We start from the raw sequence: 16,218 nt of genomic DNA, 5'->3' as shown, positions 1-16,218 counted from the left end.
ATGTGATCTGGCTGTCGGGCGGGTATCAGCTTGGCGGCGGTCCCGCTGCCCGGAGCAAACTCCGGGCCATCCGTGGTCATCCACATGTGCCGGCTGCGCCCGGCTGTTTCGTCTTTCCTTCCTTGCAGCGGAGAGCCGCCGCGACTAGATTCCGCCCTGGCGCGTTCAAACGGCGCGCTGGGGCGTGGAAACCCCGCTGACGAACGGTCCGAGGGACCGCAACGCTCTCCGGTGCATCCGGGGAGCGTTTTCACCGACCCGGCTTCGGTTCGGGGAGGCTTGCGCTATACAACAGGGCTTCGGCCCGAAGGCGTAAGCGGTTGCGTCAGCGGCTTTCCAACTCCCCGATCCCAAGCCGGGGAGTGCCATGCGAATTCTGATCCTCTTTGCCCTTTGCCTCGCCGGCTGCGCGCCGGGCACCGGAGCAGTGCCGACCGCGCGCCGGCTCGATCGAGCAGATGTTCGCGCCGAGCCTGTCCAAGCAATGCCGCGATCAGGACAATGTGATGTCGTCGGGGTAAAGCGAAGCGATTTCGCGCAGGAAGGCCTCCCGCACCGTGTCAGTTTCCGGTGCGACCCATGGTGTGCGACCGGCCCAGAACCCCCGCACCTCGCCAAGCAGCGGCTGCGATCCCTGTGTCTTTTCGGCGTTCAGAACGGAACCGATGACGATCTCGCGCCCAGCTCCTCCGGCCCCCGTGAGCGCATTCGTGGACCACGCAGTCGCCGATGCCGAATTGATACCTACCTTTGCCTGATTGAGGGCGGCATCGTAGGACGCCCAGACCAGATAGCTGGTGTTGGCGGCCATCGTCAGGACAGCCGTTTGCGACAGCGCATCGGTGTGACGCAGCACCAACCGGTTAGAAGTCGAGTAGAACTCCACATCCGCGCCGCCCGTGATCCCGGCCGACATGAAGCGATAGACCGTCGCATCGAACACCGCCGTCGATGCCCATCTGAACAGGACGGCGACAAAGTAGCTGCCGCTTATGATGTATCCCGGCACATGCAGCGGCAGCTTTCCCAATGTCGTCACGCCTGCCGCCATATTGATCGTCGGGATCGCGTTTGCCATCCCGGTCCCGAGGGCGATCTTGGCGTCGTTGCTCTGCGCCCGCCAGCCCTTGCGTCCCGTGATCGACAGATAATTGCCCGCCCCGGTCCGCACATTTCCAAGATCGGGCTGTATCCAGAGTTCGATGTCTTCGAAGTCGAGCATACGCCCTTCGGCCCCTGGGACCGTGAACGCCGGTCGCGCAGGGATATGGGGGAGAGCAAAAGGGATTTTCGGGATCGAGCCGGTCACGGGATTGTCCTTTCTGTTACGCCGCTGGAGCGACGATTTCCTGGAGATTGGCGAATATGTAGAGTGGCCGCCCGTCGAGCATCGAGTACCGCTCCCAGTCCGATCTCCGCCAGACGGAGCGGAGTCCAACGTCGAAGCCAAGCGCGTTCGTCGATACCTGGGCGCCATGACCGACACGGAACGTCTCCGCGGCGCCACCCGGAACGGAAGCCCCGAAGGCGAGATCGAGCTTGGTCGGATCGGCCTGGTTCAGACGCACGGCCGAAAGCGAGACAGTCGTTCCGGCCGAGTTGTTGTGCGAGATACCTCCTGCCGTGGGCGGCACGATCGTATCGTTGTCACGCTGAAGCGGATGCGTGAATGTCGCCTGCATGGTCGCCCCGGAGTAGGTGGCGGCCGTGGCGTAGAGCGCCGAATTTTTGCCCCGGATCAGCCAGTCGGCCATCACCTCGCCGTAGAGCGCGCCGCGCCACTGGTGCTCGCAGCCCGGATAGTGCGCGGTATCGCCGTTGTAATCCGCGAAGTAGGCGGGCGGCAGGATATGGACGTCGGCATTGGCGATGGCCGCGTTGACCTGTGCGAGCGAACTGTCTGCCGGCCTGTTCTCCGTGCCACGCGCCCACATGGTCTGCGCCAGAAACAGCTGCGGCGTGACGGCCTGCGAGGTGATGGCCTCGACATCGGCCTGCATGATCGGCAGCCACTCCTCGATCAGGGCCTGGTAGGTGCTGATGCCCGCCGCCATGTCGTTCTCGCCCTGGTCGACGACGAAGTGCACCTCCAGCGGCAGGCCGACGTTCGTCGCGAGAACCTGCGCCCGCTCGATGGCGATCAGGCAGTTGAGGTATGCCTGCTGCCTCTCCGCTCCGACATCGTCAACATCGTAGAACAGATCCTTCCACCCGGTTCCTCCGACCCCGAGCGTCGCGGCGATGATGTAGGCTGAACCGTCGTAGCCGTTCGGACCGTTGAGGTGATGCGCCAGCGCACCGAGGAACGTCTCGCGGTTCGTCGCGACCGCATTCGTGCCCTCGACCAGCGGCTGAAGACTGGCGATCTGTGCCGCGTCGAGCGCGGCGATGGGGCCGGTGGCGCCGTCCTGATGCGGGATAACGCCACCGTTGAACATCAGCAGCTTGTTGTAGAGCTGCGCTCCGGTGGCGGAGTGGACGAGCCGGCGCAGCGGCATGGCTTTGCGCGTGGTCTGTGCATTGTTCCCGATGCCAGGGAACGCGGCATTGGTCGGACCCGCACCGACGCCATTCGACTGCGAGTTGACCACGACCATGACGATCTTGGTCGGCACTTCCGTCGGCGCGCTCGGGTGCACATGCACGCGGCGGCTCTTGTGGCGGTCGCGGATCAGGTCATGATCGTTGAATTCTGCGATGACGATGCCGGGCTCGCCGGCAGCCATGTCCGGATACTTGACCCAGCGATAGCCCGTCACTCCGTGCTGCGAATAGGTGAGCTGGCGCTTGATCTGCGCCCCGCGATGGTGATTGTCTTCGATCCACCACAGCTGCGAGATCTTGTTGTGGTCGCCCTGGACGACGACGCCCGCGAAGCGCTCCGGGTGGAACTGGATGTAGTCGCCGTCCGAGTAGCCGGAGATGACGTTGCCGGTTCGGTCGAAGGCGACGGGCAGAATGCCGTTCTGTGCCGGGCCGCGGCCGCCGTCGAGCACCAGGTTGCGCATCGAGCGGTGGCCCGTCACCGGATCGATGAAGTGCGTGGCGCCTGCGGCGTCCGTCTCCAGCACCAGCTTTCCGTCGGAATAGAACGGCGTGTCGACGGGCCGCGTGCTCCCCAAAAGCCGCTGCTTGCGCGTCACATAGAGTGTGGTCGGCACCCTCGTTCCACTCTCCGTATCGGCAGGGGTCGGCGCATTAGGCGTGCCGGTAAATGTCGGCGAAGCAATGTTGGCCTTCACCAGCGCAAGCGCGGCCTCGGCGTTAGTCGCCCGGGCGATCTCGCCCGCCAGCGCCGTGTTGCTCGCTTTCCCATCCAGTGCAGCCTGAAGCCCGTTCGTCGCGGCGATCGAGAACGAATCGCCCGGCACGACCGGCGGAGAGCTGAACGTCTTGATACCGGCGATCGTCTCGTTGCCGCTCTTGTTGACCACGGCATCGGCGTTTGCCTTCAGGTCAACTTCTGCTGCAAGGTCAGCGAGGGCAGTGGCGTCTGCCTTCAGGCCAATCGCCGCTGCGAGATCAGCTTCGCCGCCGCGCGCGGCTTCGATCTCGTCCTCGGCGGAGGAGACACGGTCATCCAGATCCACAACGCTGTCGTTCGCGTCGATCTGCACGACCAGGCAAGGGTCGGTTCCTAGCTCGTCGTCATCGGCGATCCCGAAGAAGAGCGTGACCCCGCCATTATCAGTCCCGCCCGAGACGTAAATGGCCGCGTTCGCAAGTTCCGCGGCCATGTTTGCATCCGCCGCACGGCTCCACGCACCCGCCGCCGTGTCGTAAACGCCGTTCTCGGGAGAGTTCGTCGAGCCGTCCGCATAGGTGATTGTTGCGCCCGCCGACTGTTTCCACACAGCCACGCGCGTCGCGCTGGTGAGCGTCCCGTCGATCGTCTGTTCACCGGTCAGCACGACATCGCCGGTCGTTGCGAGCGCCGCAGGGCTAAGCCGCCTTTGAACGCCAGCGGAGACGGCCGCGATCTTTTGAGCAAGAGGCCCGGTGCTGGCGAGCTGCTGCGAGAGCTTTTCGAAGCTCTGGCGAACCGTATTGGGCACGCCGGCGACGTTGCCGATTACTTCCGCGAGCGTGTCGGACGGAGGTAGATCGATCGATATCGTTCCTTCGGGCATGTATTTCTCCTAGTCGACAAACACGTCGAAGCGGCCAGACATCGGACCGCCGGCGTTGTCTTCGTTGAGTGGTTCGAGCCAGACATAATGGGCACCCGGTGCCAGGCAGGACGGCGTCTTCTTGAAGCGCACGGCGTTGTCGAGGTCGCCGTCGAAGAACTCGTCCTTCCGGAAGCCGGATACCGTGTTGCCCGAGATGCCTGTGATTGTGTCCCGAAGCCGGCCGGTCGTGTTCATCTGCGTGCCGGTCACGCCGCCCCCGCCGCTAAAGCGGGCCGCGACACTGCCGGCTCGATGGGTTACATCGACCGCGAAGCGATACTCGGCTCCGGCTTCGGGAGGTAGCGCCTGGGTGATCGAGGACGCCGTGCCCGGGACACCGGTCGCCTTGCCCGCGCCAATCGTAAAGCCGGTGCCTTTCGTCCAGACGGTATCGCTGTCGTAGCCTGAATTGGCGAAGTCGTTGGTCCGGGACGGGTCTCCATAGACGCGGCTGTAGGGCGAGTTCACCTCGACTGTCATTGGCGCCCAGAGCTTGTCGGCCGCCGTGGGCGGGCTGCCGGTCGTGTTGTGGTAGACCTGAACTTTCACGGTCTTCGTGTCCGGGCCGGTGACGAAGGCGATCTCGAAATGCCCAAGGCCTGCCGTCACGCTGGCATCCGGCAGCACGACCGGCAGGTCCTCATCATCGTTTCCGACAATGATGGTGATTGCCGTGCCCCAATCACCCTCGACCCCGCCGACACTGACCGCCTGCGGCTGCAGCTCGACGCTGTCGCCCGCGGCGTAGCCGGTGACGTCGATCCAGGCATCGGCCGAGGAGCAGGTGAGCGTGCCGGCCCAGCTCCCCGCGCCAGCGAGCCGATGCCGCAGCTTGTAGGACACGATGATCGCCGGGCTGCCCAATCCCGGCGCGAGGTAGACGAACAGGCCGTCCGGGTCTTCGGTTCCCGTCAAACCGGTCAGCACCTGGACGATACGTGCCGGGGCCGGCACGTTGAGGTCCGGATAGATCGGGCCGGTCCGCCCCGTCCATGGATACGGGATCTCCGCGTCGGTCTTCTCGTCGATGATCTCGGCCGATGGCAGCATGTGCAGCACCGAGGTGTCGCCGCTGCCGCGCTCGATCGCCGCAACAATGAGCGGGATCGAGTCGGACGCCGCCGGCCCGAAATGCACAATCGAACGCGGCTCCGGTGCCTCGCCGGTGCCGGTCATGTAGACGACGCTGGTGCGTCCAGCGAAGGTCGCGATCGTTCTGACAACCGAGTGGTCGGAGCCTTCGTCGCCCTCGCCGGCGGGCGGCACATAGACGCGGAACCGTATCGCGTAGGTCTCGCCCTCTTCCATCTCGAAGGCATCGTCGAGCACGACCATGTTGCCGTCGACCGCCTTAACCCTGGCCGAATGTCTGACGCGGCGGATCACGTCGCGCGAGGCCATCACCAGGTCGCCAGGTGTCGCGGTCCGGATGTTCCCGTCTTGCACGCAGGACGACTCAACAGCGCGGTGCATGATCTCGTGCTGGCGCCGACGGGTCTCGACGAAGACCCTGTCAGGATTGACGCTTCCGGGCAGATCGATCTCCTCGATGCGCGTCATCACCTTCCTCGTCCAGGACCCTGTTCCCGGAGCGCCCGACTTCACCCAGATGCCGTTGTTGAGGTCGAGCGTGTCCGAATGGACCTCGGCCTCTGCGCCGTCGTCATGGGCGAGATCGGCGGCCAGCGCAGCCTGTGTGGCGAACCTTAGATCGACCGGCCATGGGATGAGCCGCGCCTGCGGCGCGAAGTCGGCCGTCTCGTCGAGGAACTGCACAAGCAACGCGTCCGGCGGATCGAAGTAGGAAGGCGCCAGGCGGAAATCGCGACAGTTGCGCGGGCTCAGATGCGTCACGGGGAACTCGCGCGGCCGATCGACCACGACGGTCCACTTTCTGCCGTCGTGGCGGATGGCGGCGCGCCCGGCCGCGCCGATCGCCGCGAGCACCTCCTGCAGCGAGGCGTCGAAATCGTGCATACGGTCGTAGGTCAGGCCCTTGAGCACGCAGTAGTCGTGCCAGGCCTCGAAGGCTGGCCAGTCGATTTCCTCGTCCGGAACCGGGAACGGGTTGCCGGGCGCCTGCAGCACATGAACCGCGTAGGAAGCCGCCCAGCGCGTCTTGCGGACGATCCAGGTCCCTGTGCCCGAGTCGTAATCCTTGCGCAGCGGCTCGGCGATGCAGTTGAACGTGTCGAGCGTGCCGTTGAGCTGCGACGTCGCCTTGACCCGGATCGCCACCAATGCGAGCGGCCTGCCGTAGTTCAGCGGATATTCGGGGCGGTAGGACTGCAGCCCCGCCCAGGTGCAGCGCATCACATAGGTGTATTTGTCGTCCGGATCGGTCGGATCGGAGGGCGACATCCGCTCGATCTCGATCTCGTAGCGGCCACGCGCCGGGAACTCGAGCCGGATCATGCGGAAGAAGGGGTCCTTCTTCTTCATCCAGAGATTGAGCGATGGCCCCGACGTCCAGTCCTCGGTTCCCACCAGACGGTAGCGGACATCGAGGTTGATGCCCCATGCCTTCTCGTCGTCGTCGACAGCGAAGAGACCGGCTGGGAAGGACAGAAGAATGCCGGCGCCCGACGCGTCGTTCGCCGTGAACCGGTTCACCGGTTTCGATTCCGGCGTGCCGGCAATGATGTTGCCGTAGTCGTCGCGCGGCATCGGCCGGGTCAGGTCGACGCTCAGCGACTCCTCGAACACCTGATGCGGATAGAGCGTCTGCGGCTCGTCGGCCGGCCAGCCCTCGCGGATCTCGACCTGCACCTCATCGTATTCCGAGATAAGGGTGTCGCCGATCTTCGGCTCCGAGATCTCGATCGGGCCTTCGCCGATCACGAACAGCGATCGGGAATAGAGGTAGTCGCCGACTACCTCGGTGAAGCTGGACGCGCCGAAAGGCGGCGAGATGCGGATCCGTCCCATCGGGTCCGGCACGGGCTGGTTCGGCGTGAACCGGTTGCGCCAGGAGCCGATCGCGAAGGCCGGCTTCTCCTTTTCCGGCGTGTCCTGGGGTATCAGTGCGTTGACCAGGAGGCCGCCGACCATTGTCAGCGCCAGCGTGATGCCGGCCTTCAGGACACCGTAGGCAATCGACGAGGTGCCGAGCGGACCGGTGAGCAGGAAGGCCAGCGGACCGGCGAGCGCCGCGGCGGCGATCGACACCAGGATCGTCAGCAGCGAGCTCAAGGCGCTCTTGCCGGAAACCAGCCGCACGACGACATGCACGCCGGCGTGTGGCCGCACGCGATGCCACAGGCCTCGACGGATGGCGATCTCGCCTTTCGGTGTCACCAGCACCACACGGACGCGGCCGCGAGCCGGTTCGGGCAGGCCGGGCATGACGTGCTCGACGATCTCGGCGATCGTCAGTCCCTCCGGCAGCTCGACAGCGACCCGCGCCGTCGCTGGGTCGATGTGGCGCATGGCCGTGACGGGGACGAGCGCGTTCACCGCCGGCCTCCATCGTGCCCGATACACTGTCGGCCTGCGGCCCGTGTCGAAGCGCGCGATTACCGACTGGCCGGCCTGCGCCGACGTGTGGAGCATCCGCCGTCCGTCGACGACGAGCGCCGCGTGCGAGTCCCATCGCCCGCGCCGGAAGAACAGGATGTCGAAGGGACGCGGCGCGTCGCCGATGCGGCTCCAGATCGGCAGCTCGGCCTCGCCGGCGACAATGGCCGCGATCTCGGCTCGCTCGTCGTCGCTAGCGTAGCGATCGGCGTAGGACGGGAAATCGGCGATCCCCAGGTGGCGCGTGAAGACGAGGTGCACCAGGCCCCAGCAGTCGACGCCGGCCACCGACCGGCCTTTGTCCAGATAGGGAATGCCGACGAAGGGCGTGCTCCAGTGGCTCATGCGTAGAGCCCCGGAAAGCGTTCCTTGGTCATCCGGGCGGCTGGGTAGCTCTCCTCCAGGACCGGCTCTTTGCTGAACGACAGCACGATCTGGTCGCCGTCGATCTCGGCCGAGCGCAGCTTCATGTCGAGGAACTCGTGCTCGACCACGTCCGGGCTCGACGCATAGACCAGCGCCATCGATACGGTAGCGGGCACCGTCGTGGAGCACAGAACCTCGGCGATCTCGCTGTCGAGATCGGCGATGACGATGTTGCCTGACGGAGCTTCCTCGCTCGTCTCGTCGGGGATCTGCGTGCCCATCAGGATGAACTTGAACGGCGAGCCGTCGTCGGTCAGCCAGGTCGAGCGGGTGACGTAGGCAAGTGGATCCACGGACAGCCGTTCCGTGTTGTCCGAGGACAGGCGGATCGGCGCGTCGAGCAGCGGATGCGTGATCTTGATCAGCACCACCTCGATCTCGTCCGTGGACTCGGCATCGGCCGCCAGCCGCGCATTGAAGGAGATGGTCCTCATGGCAGCACCAGGAGCGTGAAGGATACGCGCCACTCGACACCGCGCGGCGTCTCGGTCGGCAGCTGGTCGCCGAACTGGCAAAGCCAGATCCGCGAGATGAGCAAGGGCGTGCCGCTGGCGGTCAGCAACGGTGTGCCGCCGGCGGTCAGAAGCGGCGTCCCGTGGGTCGCCGGGTCGGGCATCAGGAACGGCAGCGCGCCCTCGGCGGTATCCTCCTCGTAGAACCGGTCGAAGCGCGCCTTCTGGCTGAGCGACAGGTCGGTGGAGAAGGAGACGGTCTTCGGCACAGCCGAGAAGCGGCGGCGGCGGGGCGGCGGACCGGCGTCGGTTCGGCCGATCGTGCGGCCGTCGCCGCGCGCAACCCTGTAGCCGTCACGGTTTGGTCTCGGCAGTTCGGGAGGATAGGAGGGCAGCGTCACCGGCGCGCCCTCCTCGGCTTGAAGCCGCCCGCACGAAGTTGCCTGTTGGCCGCCGATCCCGGCCGGGCGATCGCAGCGGCAACCTTGCGTTCGATGAAGATTTCCTCGCGCACGCCGCCCTCGCCGTCGCTCTCCTGGGTCGAGGTCACGTCGTCACCGGCGTAGTTGTGAACGATCGTCTGCTTCTGCGGGATCAGCAGCGGCGCGACCGCCTGATGGTTGCGGCCGGCGGCAAGGCTGGCGGCGACCTGGCTCTCGGCCACCATCTGCTGCGAGCGCGGCGCCGAGCGGATCACGTCGCCCTGGCGCAGCCTCTTCAGCTCGCGTCCGTTCTCGCCGACCCAGGCCCAGCCTTCCGGCGCGCCCTCAGTCCCGCCGGCGAAGCCGGGAATGCCGCCGAGCAGCTTCATGATCCAGTCGAGGACTCCGCCACCGCCGCCTCCACCCGAGCCGAGGCCGCCGAGGAGCGACTTGCCCATATCGCCGAGGCTGGACCCGAAGACGTCGAGGTTCTCGGATGCCGGCAGCGCCACCTTGCCGAGCTTGGACACGGCATCGCTCGTGCTCTGGAAAGACTTAAGGACCTCCGCCGGGTCCACGTTGGGAGCGTTCCGGTCGATGCCCATGAAACCGGTAATGCCCTGGTCGCGTGCACCGAACCACGGTCCCCAGCCACCCTGCTTGGCCTGCTGAAGCGCAAAGGCGGTCGACGCCTGCCAGTTCGCCGGGTCGGCAGGATCGAGGCCCGTCTGCCGGAGAAAAGCATTGCCGAGACCGGTTCCGTAGCCGGTGCCGGCGCCGCCCTTGAGCAGCTGGAACGGTCCGTAGGACGGCTCACGGAAGCCGTTCCGGGAGAGGTTCGACTGCCAGACGCCATCGGCCAGCCCTTCCGACCGCGCCACGCGAAGCGCAATGTCAGGGTCGATGCCGATCTGCTCGGCATACTGCCGGATGAAGGCCGTGGCATTGGCGACATTGTAGTCCGGCCCGACGCCGGCCTTGCCGCCGGCCCGCATGAAGTCGATCGTCGAGCCGACATTCGGGTCGTTGCTGTTTGCGGGCGACAGCAGCTTGGTGACGTTCGCGGCCGGGTCGCCTCCGACCAGTCCGCCGATGCCGCCGTTGATCATCACGGTGGCGGCCGTGACGTTCATGGAGGCAACCGTTTGCCCAGAGATCGCGCCGATCGCCGACTCGGCAGTCTTGTCGGCCCCGCCGAACATCCTTGCCAGAAGGCCCATGATGCCGCCGGCGTCTTCCATGGTCGGCAGGCCGGAATTATACGCCGCGTTCTTCGACGGGTTCTTGATCAGCATGTCCACCGCGTATTTGGCTGCGTCCTTCCCCAGCCCTTCGAGCACCCCCGCAAGGTCGCCTTCCAGCAGCCGGTCAACGACGCCGTCGATTGCGTCCTCGCCGGCTGAGCGCCAGCGCTCCCAGGCCTGCGCCGCGCGGTCGATCTTGACCTCGCTCTCGGCGATCGCCTCCGCATTGGCGATGATCGACCGCGCTTCCTCGCTCTGCAGGTCGATGCCGCGGCGGCGCAGGTCCTGCTCCGCCTCGAGTCGTGCCATCAGCCGGGCGCGGACCTGGTCGGATGCGCCGATCAGCTGCGCCTCGAGCTGCAGGAACTGGATCCGCTCATCCTGGCCGCGCAGCACGTCGCTGGCGGAGGGCAGCGCATCCTCGCGGTTGGGCGCGGGCATGGGAAAGCCGCCGCCGGCCTGCAGCTGCGCGATCTCCTGCGCCTCGCGGATCCGCTGCAGCCGCCGCTGGTAGGCGTCATAGGCATCGTCGCGTTCCTCGCGCGAGTTCGCCGAGCCCGCCGCACGGGCATAGTCGCGTTCCGCCTCTTCAATCGCGGACAGCGGGTTCTGATTACCTTCCCTCAGCCTGCCCAATGACGCCATGTAGGTGTCGAAGCGCTCGGCCGCCTGCGCCGCGGCTCTACCTGTGGCCTCGACAGCCTTAGCCGCCTCCTTTGCCGCGCGATCGGTTTCGAAGAAGTCCTGGCTGAGTAGAATGAGCCGATCGCCCAGCACGCGCAGGCCTGGCTCGCTGGTGACCTTCTGGTTGATCGAGGCCCAGAAGGCGTCGAAATCCGGCTTGCCGGCGATGACCCCCCTGCGGAGTTGTCTCAAAGCCTCATCGAAAGGTCGAAATTCTCCGCTGACGGCGAAATCGCCGCCACCCGGGACGCGATTACGGATGGTGCCCGCTTCGCCGAAGAAGTCACGCCCCTCCTGGCGAGCGGCAGCCTGCACTGCGACAAGGTTCTGGCGTGCGACCGAAGACAGCAGCAGGCGGCTGCGCGAAGCGTATTTCTCAGGACCCTGGAGGGCCACGTTCCACGCGTCATTGATCGCGCGGATCGTCTCGTCGTGGCGCTTCAGCACATCATCGGTGCTGGCCACCTCTTCCTGCATTGAGGAAAAGGCCCACTCCGCCCCATAGCATAACGCGGTGATTGCGGCGAGCGCTAGTGTCGTCGGTGAGATGAGTGACGCGATGCCGGCCGCGAGCTCGGGCATGATCGACGCCAGGCCGCGCTTGCCGAAGATCTGCGCGATCTGGCCGCCCTGCTGCGCCATGATGATGCCGAAGGACTGACCCGACATCAGCATCATGGCGATGTCGTTGACCTGGAACGACAGGTTCTGGATTTCGTGCGCGGCAAGCTTGGTCGAGGCGCCGCCGCGGGTGAGCGACATGATCTGCAGGTCGTAGGCGGCCTTGGCCCGCATGGCGGCCGCCGCCCGCTCGTCCTCCGAGATCGCGCCGACGCGCGCGGCCGCCGCGATCTCCTCCAGCTGCTCGCCATATTGGCGCTGCACCGCAAACAGCGGCACGTGCTTGGCGCGGATCTGGTCAAGCGCCGAGCCATAGGCGTCGAGATCGGCCTGCCGTGCCGCCAGCCCGCTGTCGGCGGTCGGGGCGCGGACGCCGGCGAACTGCAGAATGGCGGCCGTCAGGTCCCGCTGCGCAGCCGTCTCGCCGCGGATCGCCTCGGTCGCGGCCCGGTGCGACGTCTCGGCCTGGCGGTTCGCATTCGCCGCCGCCTGCATGTTCGCCGACGTGTTGCGCACCTCCCGGCCGAGGTCCTGGACCGCGACCGTCACCTCGTTCGCGGCGCGCTTGCCGCCGGACGCATTGCCGTCGATGACGAGGGCGAAGTTCAGGCTCATGCCCCGTCCTCGCTCGCTGCGATCTCGCCGAAGGCCTTCAGGGCCGCGCGCTCCATCGCCTGGAGATCTTCGAACACGGCGTTCTTGATCTTCAGGCGGCGCATCACGACGTCGACGGCCGCATAGTCGAGGCCGAGCCGCCGGACCACGCCGGCCATGCCGATCGACAGGACGCGCCATTGCGTTTCGACCGCCAGGAAGGCAGTCAGCGCCGGCCAGTTCTTGTCCCACACCAGGAACACGTCGGTTTCTTCCTTTGCCTCGTCTTCCAGCGGTCGTTCGACGGTGACGCCGAGCGCCGCGAAATCCGCCACCACGTCCTCATCGATCTCGATCGGCTTCGTCGGATCGTCACGGCCGAGCAGGTTGAACGCCCATGCCCGCGCGGCCTCGGTCAGTTTCCCTTTCGGGCCTCCTCGCCGGCGAGCGATCTCACCCAGGCCTCGTAGATCCCGGTTCGGGTACCAGACGACGCCGAGCGCCTGGACGAGCAGTTCCCTGGAAAAGGGCAGCGGTTGCTTGTTGCCGTCGATCACGTCGCGCCAGTCGCGGCAGGCTTCGACGAGAAGGTCATGCTTGCGCGCGTTGCGTTCTTCCTCGCTCGGCAGCGCCGAGATCTCAGCGTGGATCTCCTTGGCGCGGCCTTCGTCGATCGCGGCAAACTGCATGGTGAAGTTCTGCTTCACCCACTTTCCTGGCTGGTTCTCGTCCGGCAGCGTGATGGTGACCGGCCACCAGTAGAGATATTCGGTCGTCAGCTTGAACTTCATGGCGTGCAAAAGCCTCCTCGAAAGCCGGTTCAACGGCGTTTGAAGGAGCGGGTAATACGCCCCGGTCAGGTGGGTGCCGCCGGGCGTCGCCCGGCAGCGGTCAGGTGAAGACGATCGACAGCTCGTCGTTGCCGGCGTCAGGCAGCATCATCAGCGGCAGCGTGTTGTTGATGATGCCCTGCGTCTGGCCGTCTTCCGGCGGTCCGATCTGCGCCGACGGTCCTCCGATCGTGACGATGTTGCCAGCCGTGACGCCATGCTCGAACTCGACCGGCCCAACCGTGTGATCGAGCGCGGTCGAATACCAGTTCTTCGTCGCGATCGGGACGCCCTCGGCAACGATCGACCCGACCGTCTTGCGATCGGTGATCTGGATGCTCTTCTCGCCGATAAGGATCCGCTTCTCGACCACATTGCCGAGGTCGAAGGTGAACCGCTCGCCGATCAGCGTGAGCCCGTGCAGGGAGAGCGTCGTGTTGTCGGGATTGACCGGCACCGGCTTCTTGAACGCCGTGAGGGTCACTGCCGGCAGAGCCGTGTCGGTGATGGTCCCGAGGAGCCCCGTGAAGCTGAACCTCAGGCGAGGGACGTTACCGGGCGCCAGGTCGGCGGAGACGTTGCCGCGGGTGCCCAGCATGATCTTGCGCACGCCGTCCTGGTTGAAATAGATCGTGCCCGCATCGAAGCCGGCCGATACCGGCGTATAGGTGACCGAGACGCCCGCGGACACGGCCTCTGCCATGCCGCACATCCGCAGCAGGGCGCCGTAGGCGGGCGCCGTTCCGGCCGTGCCCGAGCCGGCAAGCTCCACCTGGAACTCCAGGGTCGAGACGACGCCGTCGAGGATGACGCCCTGATGGCCCATCCAGGGGGTCATGAGGTCGCGCGTCAGCTGGTCGGCGACGATCGTCCTGTGCGTCACGTTGATGGCGAGGATCGCATTGGCCGCGCCGGCGGGCACCGCGTCGGTGCCGTAGACCGTCTCGACCTTGGCGAGGAGCGCGAGCTTGCGCCAGTACCGCTTGGCCATGGCTATTTGCCTTTCTTCGCGGCCGGTCCGGCCTCGTCAGGAGAGCTGCGCTGCGCCTTGGCGGCGCGGTCCAGATCGGCCGGGCGCGGGCGGGCGCCTTTCGGCTCCTCTGTCCCGCCGACGCGGCGGGCCGAGCCCGTCGCCTCGTCCACCACATAGCTGCCGCCTATCGGCTCGACATAGGGTTTGTCGCTCATCAGAATTGCTCCTCGATATAGGCGGCGTTGCCGAACACATCTTCCCACCAGACGCTTCCGTTGCGCGTCTGCAGCAGCTCGCCGGAGACGAAGATCAGCGGCTCGTCGGCGCCCGCCGGCGTGAAACCGAGCAGGCGCGCGCGCACCCACTGCTTGAGCACCTCGATATCGTCGGAGGCTGCACCGCCGATGGGATCGGAGACATTGTCCGTAACGATGATCACGGCGATGTCGCTCTCCAGCTTCTGCATCACCGGCCCAGTCATGCGCTCATTGTCGCCACCGGCCTCCTTGAGCGTCACGACATAGGCGGCGGGCCGCGCGGTCGGCAGCTTGCCGTTCAGCGCAGCCCAGCCTCCTGCGCCCTCGACGATCGCGAACATCGCGTCCGTGTCCGGCTTCAGCCGTTCGATGATCGATGCGACCGCGCTCATCGTGCCTCGCCCCTGTAGTGATCCTCGACGATCCTGCGGATCTCGGCCTGGTCGGTCTCATCGACGCCGAGATAGGGCCTCGCCGGGATGCGGATGACGTGCTCGCCGACTGAGACGCGGCGGGTCTCCTTCCGCTTGGAAGATGCCCGCACAAAGCGCCGCCGGCCTTTGCCGATCGACAGGTTGATGTCCTGTTCGCGCGCCGGCATCTGGATCTCGGCACCGAGGTGCTGCGCAGCCGCGTAGGCGACATTGGTGCCGATCGCGACCTGGTCGGCGGAGGCCTCGTAGGCGAGGCTCGAATAGAGCCGCGCCTTTACGCGCAGGATGTTCTCATAGCCGCGCCGGCGCGAGCCGATGCGCTTGGCTGCCGTGCGCGGCGAGAGCCGCTGCCATGGCTGGCCGTCCGGCCCGGTCTCGCGCTCGAAGCGGCGCTGGGTCGCCGTGACCATATAGGCGCCGATCGCGTGGAACGCGGCCTCCGGATTGTCGGCGCGGCGCACGAGCTGCTCAAGATCCCGGCGAACCTCCAGATCGTCGAGCCTGAGGGTGAGGCCATCCGCCATCAGAAGCCCCCCATCGTGTCGCGGGTGAAGACGCGGTTCGGGCGGCTGGTCTTCACCGAACCGCCGCCGGCGGCCTGCGGCTCGATGGCCCCGTTGCCAAGCTCGACCAGGCCCTTCGACACGTCGCGCAGCCAGGCGACAGCCTGGTTGTAAGCCGCGGTCACCGGACTGTCCTTGTCCGCCGCCTTGCCGTGCAGGAAGTAGCGCGCGAGATCCGCGGCGGTCTTGGTGAGCATGGGCGGCACTTCCGCCAGCGGCAGCGCATAACGCTTGCCGACATAGCCGTCGATCAGGCCGTCAGCGTCCGCCAGGGCACGGCCGACGACGACGTCGTCGATCGTGGTCGGCGGGCGATTGACGCGATCGGTCAGCTCGCGGAGTTCCTTCTCCCCGAACCGGTCGATCAGATCCTGCTTGACGGCGTAGGTCACGATCAGACGAACCTCACGGTCAGATGTGGCTCGGCGAGCAAGGCCTCAACCTGGTCGGGATTGAAGGTGCCGATCGGGTGTTCGGTCGGGGTGCGGGAATGCGCGATGCCGGCGCGGCGAAACCCCTCAACCTTCGACTTGATCTGGATCGAGGTCGGCGGCGCATCCGGGCTCGCGGCTCTCCACGCCTCCCACGCCCCGAACAGCAGCGGATACTTCGCGTGAGCCTCATTGACCACGTCCTCCGGAACCAGAAACGCGGCGCTGGCGGGACCGGCCTCTGAAGCACCGGTCCCGCCGCCCTCGGTCACAGCCTGGGAGGCATCTTCGGAAGGGTTCGGGGAGCCGGACTGTGTCCCGGTGGCAGATCCGTCGATCGCCACACCGCTACCGGCGCTGGAGGCCTCGCGAGCCGTGCCAGAGCTCCCCCTCGGGGTATTCGTCGCCGAGGAGTCGACGTGCTCCTCGGCCAAGGTCGGGTCGGGCTGCGCGCCGCCCGCGTCGACCGGACGCTTGCCCACCGCGGCTTTCGCCACGGCTGCGCCCTCGGGAACTTCGACCGCTCGAGTCGGCTTTGATGCTTTCGCCATGTCTATCTCCGGGTCTTTGGGAGGAGGGCCGCGCGGGCCGTCCTTCGA

13 protein-coding genes are annotated in these 16,218 nt (G+C 66.4%); all 13 read right to left on the bottom strand.

Features of this window, described 5'->3' with window-relative positions:
• Positions 1-493 precede the first annotated feature (493 nt).
• The 13 genes from LRS09_RS04165 to LRS09_RS04105 all read right to left on the bottom strand — a co-directional run bounded on the left by LRS09_RS04165 (position 494) and on the right by LRS09_RS04105 (position 16,170).
• Positions 494-1,309, bottom strand: a complete 816-nt coding sequence (locus LRS09_RS04165) for a hypothetical protein (RefSeq protein WP_257804442.1) — start codon at positions 1,307-1,309, stop codon at positions 494-496.
• Between the two features lie 16 nt (positions 1,310-1,325).
• Positions 1,326-4,130 carry a hypothetical protein gene (locus LRS09_RS04160; RefSeq protein ID WP_257804441.1) on the bottom strand — a complete coding sequence of 935 codons (2,805 nt, stop codon included), beginning with the start codon at positions 4,128-4,130 and terminating at the stop codon, positions 1,326-1,328.
• A 9-nt stretch (positions 4,131-4,139) separates the two neighbouring features.
• A complete protein-coding gene (locus LRS09_RS04155) occupies positions 4,140-8,033 on the bottom strand; it encodes a C40 family peptidase (protein WP_257804440.1) in 3,894 nt (1,297 codons plus the stop codon).
• A complete protein-coding gene (locus LRS09_RS04150; protein WP_257804439.1) occupies positions 8,030-8,548 on the bottom strand; it encodes a hypothetical protein in 519 nt (172 codons plus the stop codon). The genes LRS09_RS04155 and LRS09_RS04150 overlap by 4 nt, the downstream gene beginning before the upstream one ends.
• Positions 8,545-8,967: a hypothetical protein gene (locus LRS09_RS04145; RefSeq protein ID WP_257804438.1), complete on the bottom strand. Its 423-nt coding sequence runs from the start codon at positions 8,965-8,967 to the stop codon at positions 8,545-8,547. Before LRS09_RS04145 ends, LRS09_RS04150 begins: the two co-directional genes overlap by 4 nt.
• Positions 8,964-12,152: a phage tail length tape measure family protein gene (locus tag LRS09_RS04140; protein ID WP_257804437.1), complete on the bottom strand. Its 3,189-nt coding sequence runs from the start codon at positions 12,150-12,152 to the stop codon at positions 8,964-8,966. The genes LRS09_RS04145 and LRS09_RS04140 overlap by 4 nt, the downstream gene beginning before the upstream one ends.
• A complete protein-coding gene (locus LRS09_RS04135; protein WP_257804436.1) occupies positions 12,149-12,922 on the bottom strand; it encodes a DUF1799 domain-containing protein in 774 nt (257 codons plus the stop codon). Before LRS09_RS04135 ends, LRS09_RS04140 begins: the two co-directional genes overlap by 4 nt.
• 100 nt (positions 12,923-13,022) lie before the next feature.
• Entirely contained in the window at positions 13,023-13,952 is a 930-nt protein-coding gene (locus LRS09_RS04130; RefSeq protein ID WP_257804435.1) for a phage tail tube protein, read from the bottom strand.
• A gap of 2 nt (positions 13,953-13,954) precedes the next feature.
• Positions 13,955-14,149, bottom strand: a complete 195-nt coding sequence (locus LRS09_RS04125; protein ID WP_257804434.1) for a hypothetical protein — start codon at positions 14,147-14,149, stop codon at positions 13,955-13,957.
• Positions 14,149-14,583, bottom strand: coding sequence for a hypothetical protein (locus LRS09_RS04120; protein WP_257804433.1), 435 nt, complete (start codon positions 14,581-14,583; stop codon positions 14,149-14,151). Before LRS09_RS04120 ends, LRS09_RS04125 begins: the two co-directional genes overlap by 1 nt.
• Positions 14,580-15,149: a phage virion morphogenesis protein gene (locus LRS09_RS04115; protein WP_257804432.1), complete on the bottom strand. Its 570-nt coding sequence runs from the start codon at positions 15,147-15,149 to the stop codon at positions 14,580-14,582. Before LRS09_RS04115 ends, LRS09_RS04120 begins: the two co-directional genes overlap by 4 nt.
• Entirely contained in the window at positions 15,149-15,580 is a 432-nt protein-coding gene (locus LRS09_RS04110) for a gp436 family protein (protein WP_257804431.1), read from the bottom strand. The genes LRS09_RS04115 and LRS09_RS04110 overlap by 1 nt, the downstream gene beginning before the upstream one ends.
• A 2-nt stretch (positions 15,581-15,582) precedes the next feature.
• Entirely contained in the window at positions 15,583-16,170 is a 588-nt protein-coding gene (locus LRS09_RS04105) for an HI1506-related protein (protein WP_257804430.1), read from the bottom strand.
• Between the last annotated feature and the right edge of the window lie 48 nt (positions 16,171-16,218).

This window comes from Mesorhizobium sp. J428, assembly GCF_024699925.1.
GTDB lineage: Bacteria > Pseudomonadota > Alphaproteobacteria > Rhizobiales > Rhizobiaceae > Mesorhizobium_A.
Note: the sequence above shows the minus strand (reverse complement) of the source record. Positions and strands in the feature narration are given on the sequence as shown.

What these genes read in the sequence shown, in the direction of transcription:
- LRS09_RS04150 (WP_257804439.1), bottom strand. Translation starts at nt 8,548, where the DNA reads ATGAGGACCATCTCCTTCAATGCGCGGCTGGCGGCCGATGCCGAGTCC.
- LRS09_RS04125 (WP_257804434.1), bottom strand. Translation starts at nt 14,149, where the DNA reads ATGAGCGACAAACCCTATGTCGAGCCGATAGGCGGCAGCTATGTGGTG.
- LRS09_RS04160 (WP_257804441.1), bottom strand. Translation starts at nt 4,130, where the DNA reads ATGCCCGAAGGAACGATATCGATCGATCTACCTCCGTCCGACACGCTC.
- LRS09_RS04155 (WP_257804440.1), bottom strand. Translation starts at nt 8,033, where the DNA reads ATGAGCCACTGGAGCACGCCCTTCGTCGGCATTCCCTATCTGGACAAA.
- LRS09_RS04135 (WP_257804436.1), bottom strand. Translation starts at nt 12,922, where the DNA reads ATGAAGTTCAAGCTGACGACCGAATATCTCTACTGGTGGCCGGTCACC.
- LRS09_RS04115 (WP_257804432.1), bottom strand. Translation starts at nt 15,149, where the DNA reads ATGGCGGATGGCCTCACCCTCAGGCTCGACGATCTGGAGGTTCGCCGG.
- LRS09_RS04105 (WP_257804430.1), bottom strand. Translation starts at nt 16,170, where the DNA reads ATGGCGAAAGCATCAAAGCCGACTCGAGCGGTCGAAGTTCCCGAGGGC.
- LRS09_RS04120 (WP_257804433.1), bottom strand. Translation starts at nt 14,583, where the DNA reads ATGAGCGCGGTCGCATCGATCATCGAACGGCTGAAGCCGGACACGGAC.
- LRS09_RS04140 (WP_257804437.1), bottom strand. Translation starts at nt 12,152, where the DNA reads ATGAGCCTGAACTTCGCCCTCGTCATCGACGGCAATGCGTCCGGCGGC.
- LRS09_RS04130 (WP_257804435.1), bottom strand. Translation starts at nt 13,952, where the DNA reads ATGGCCAAGCGGTACTGGCGCAAGCTCGCGCTCCTCGCCAAGGTCGAG.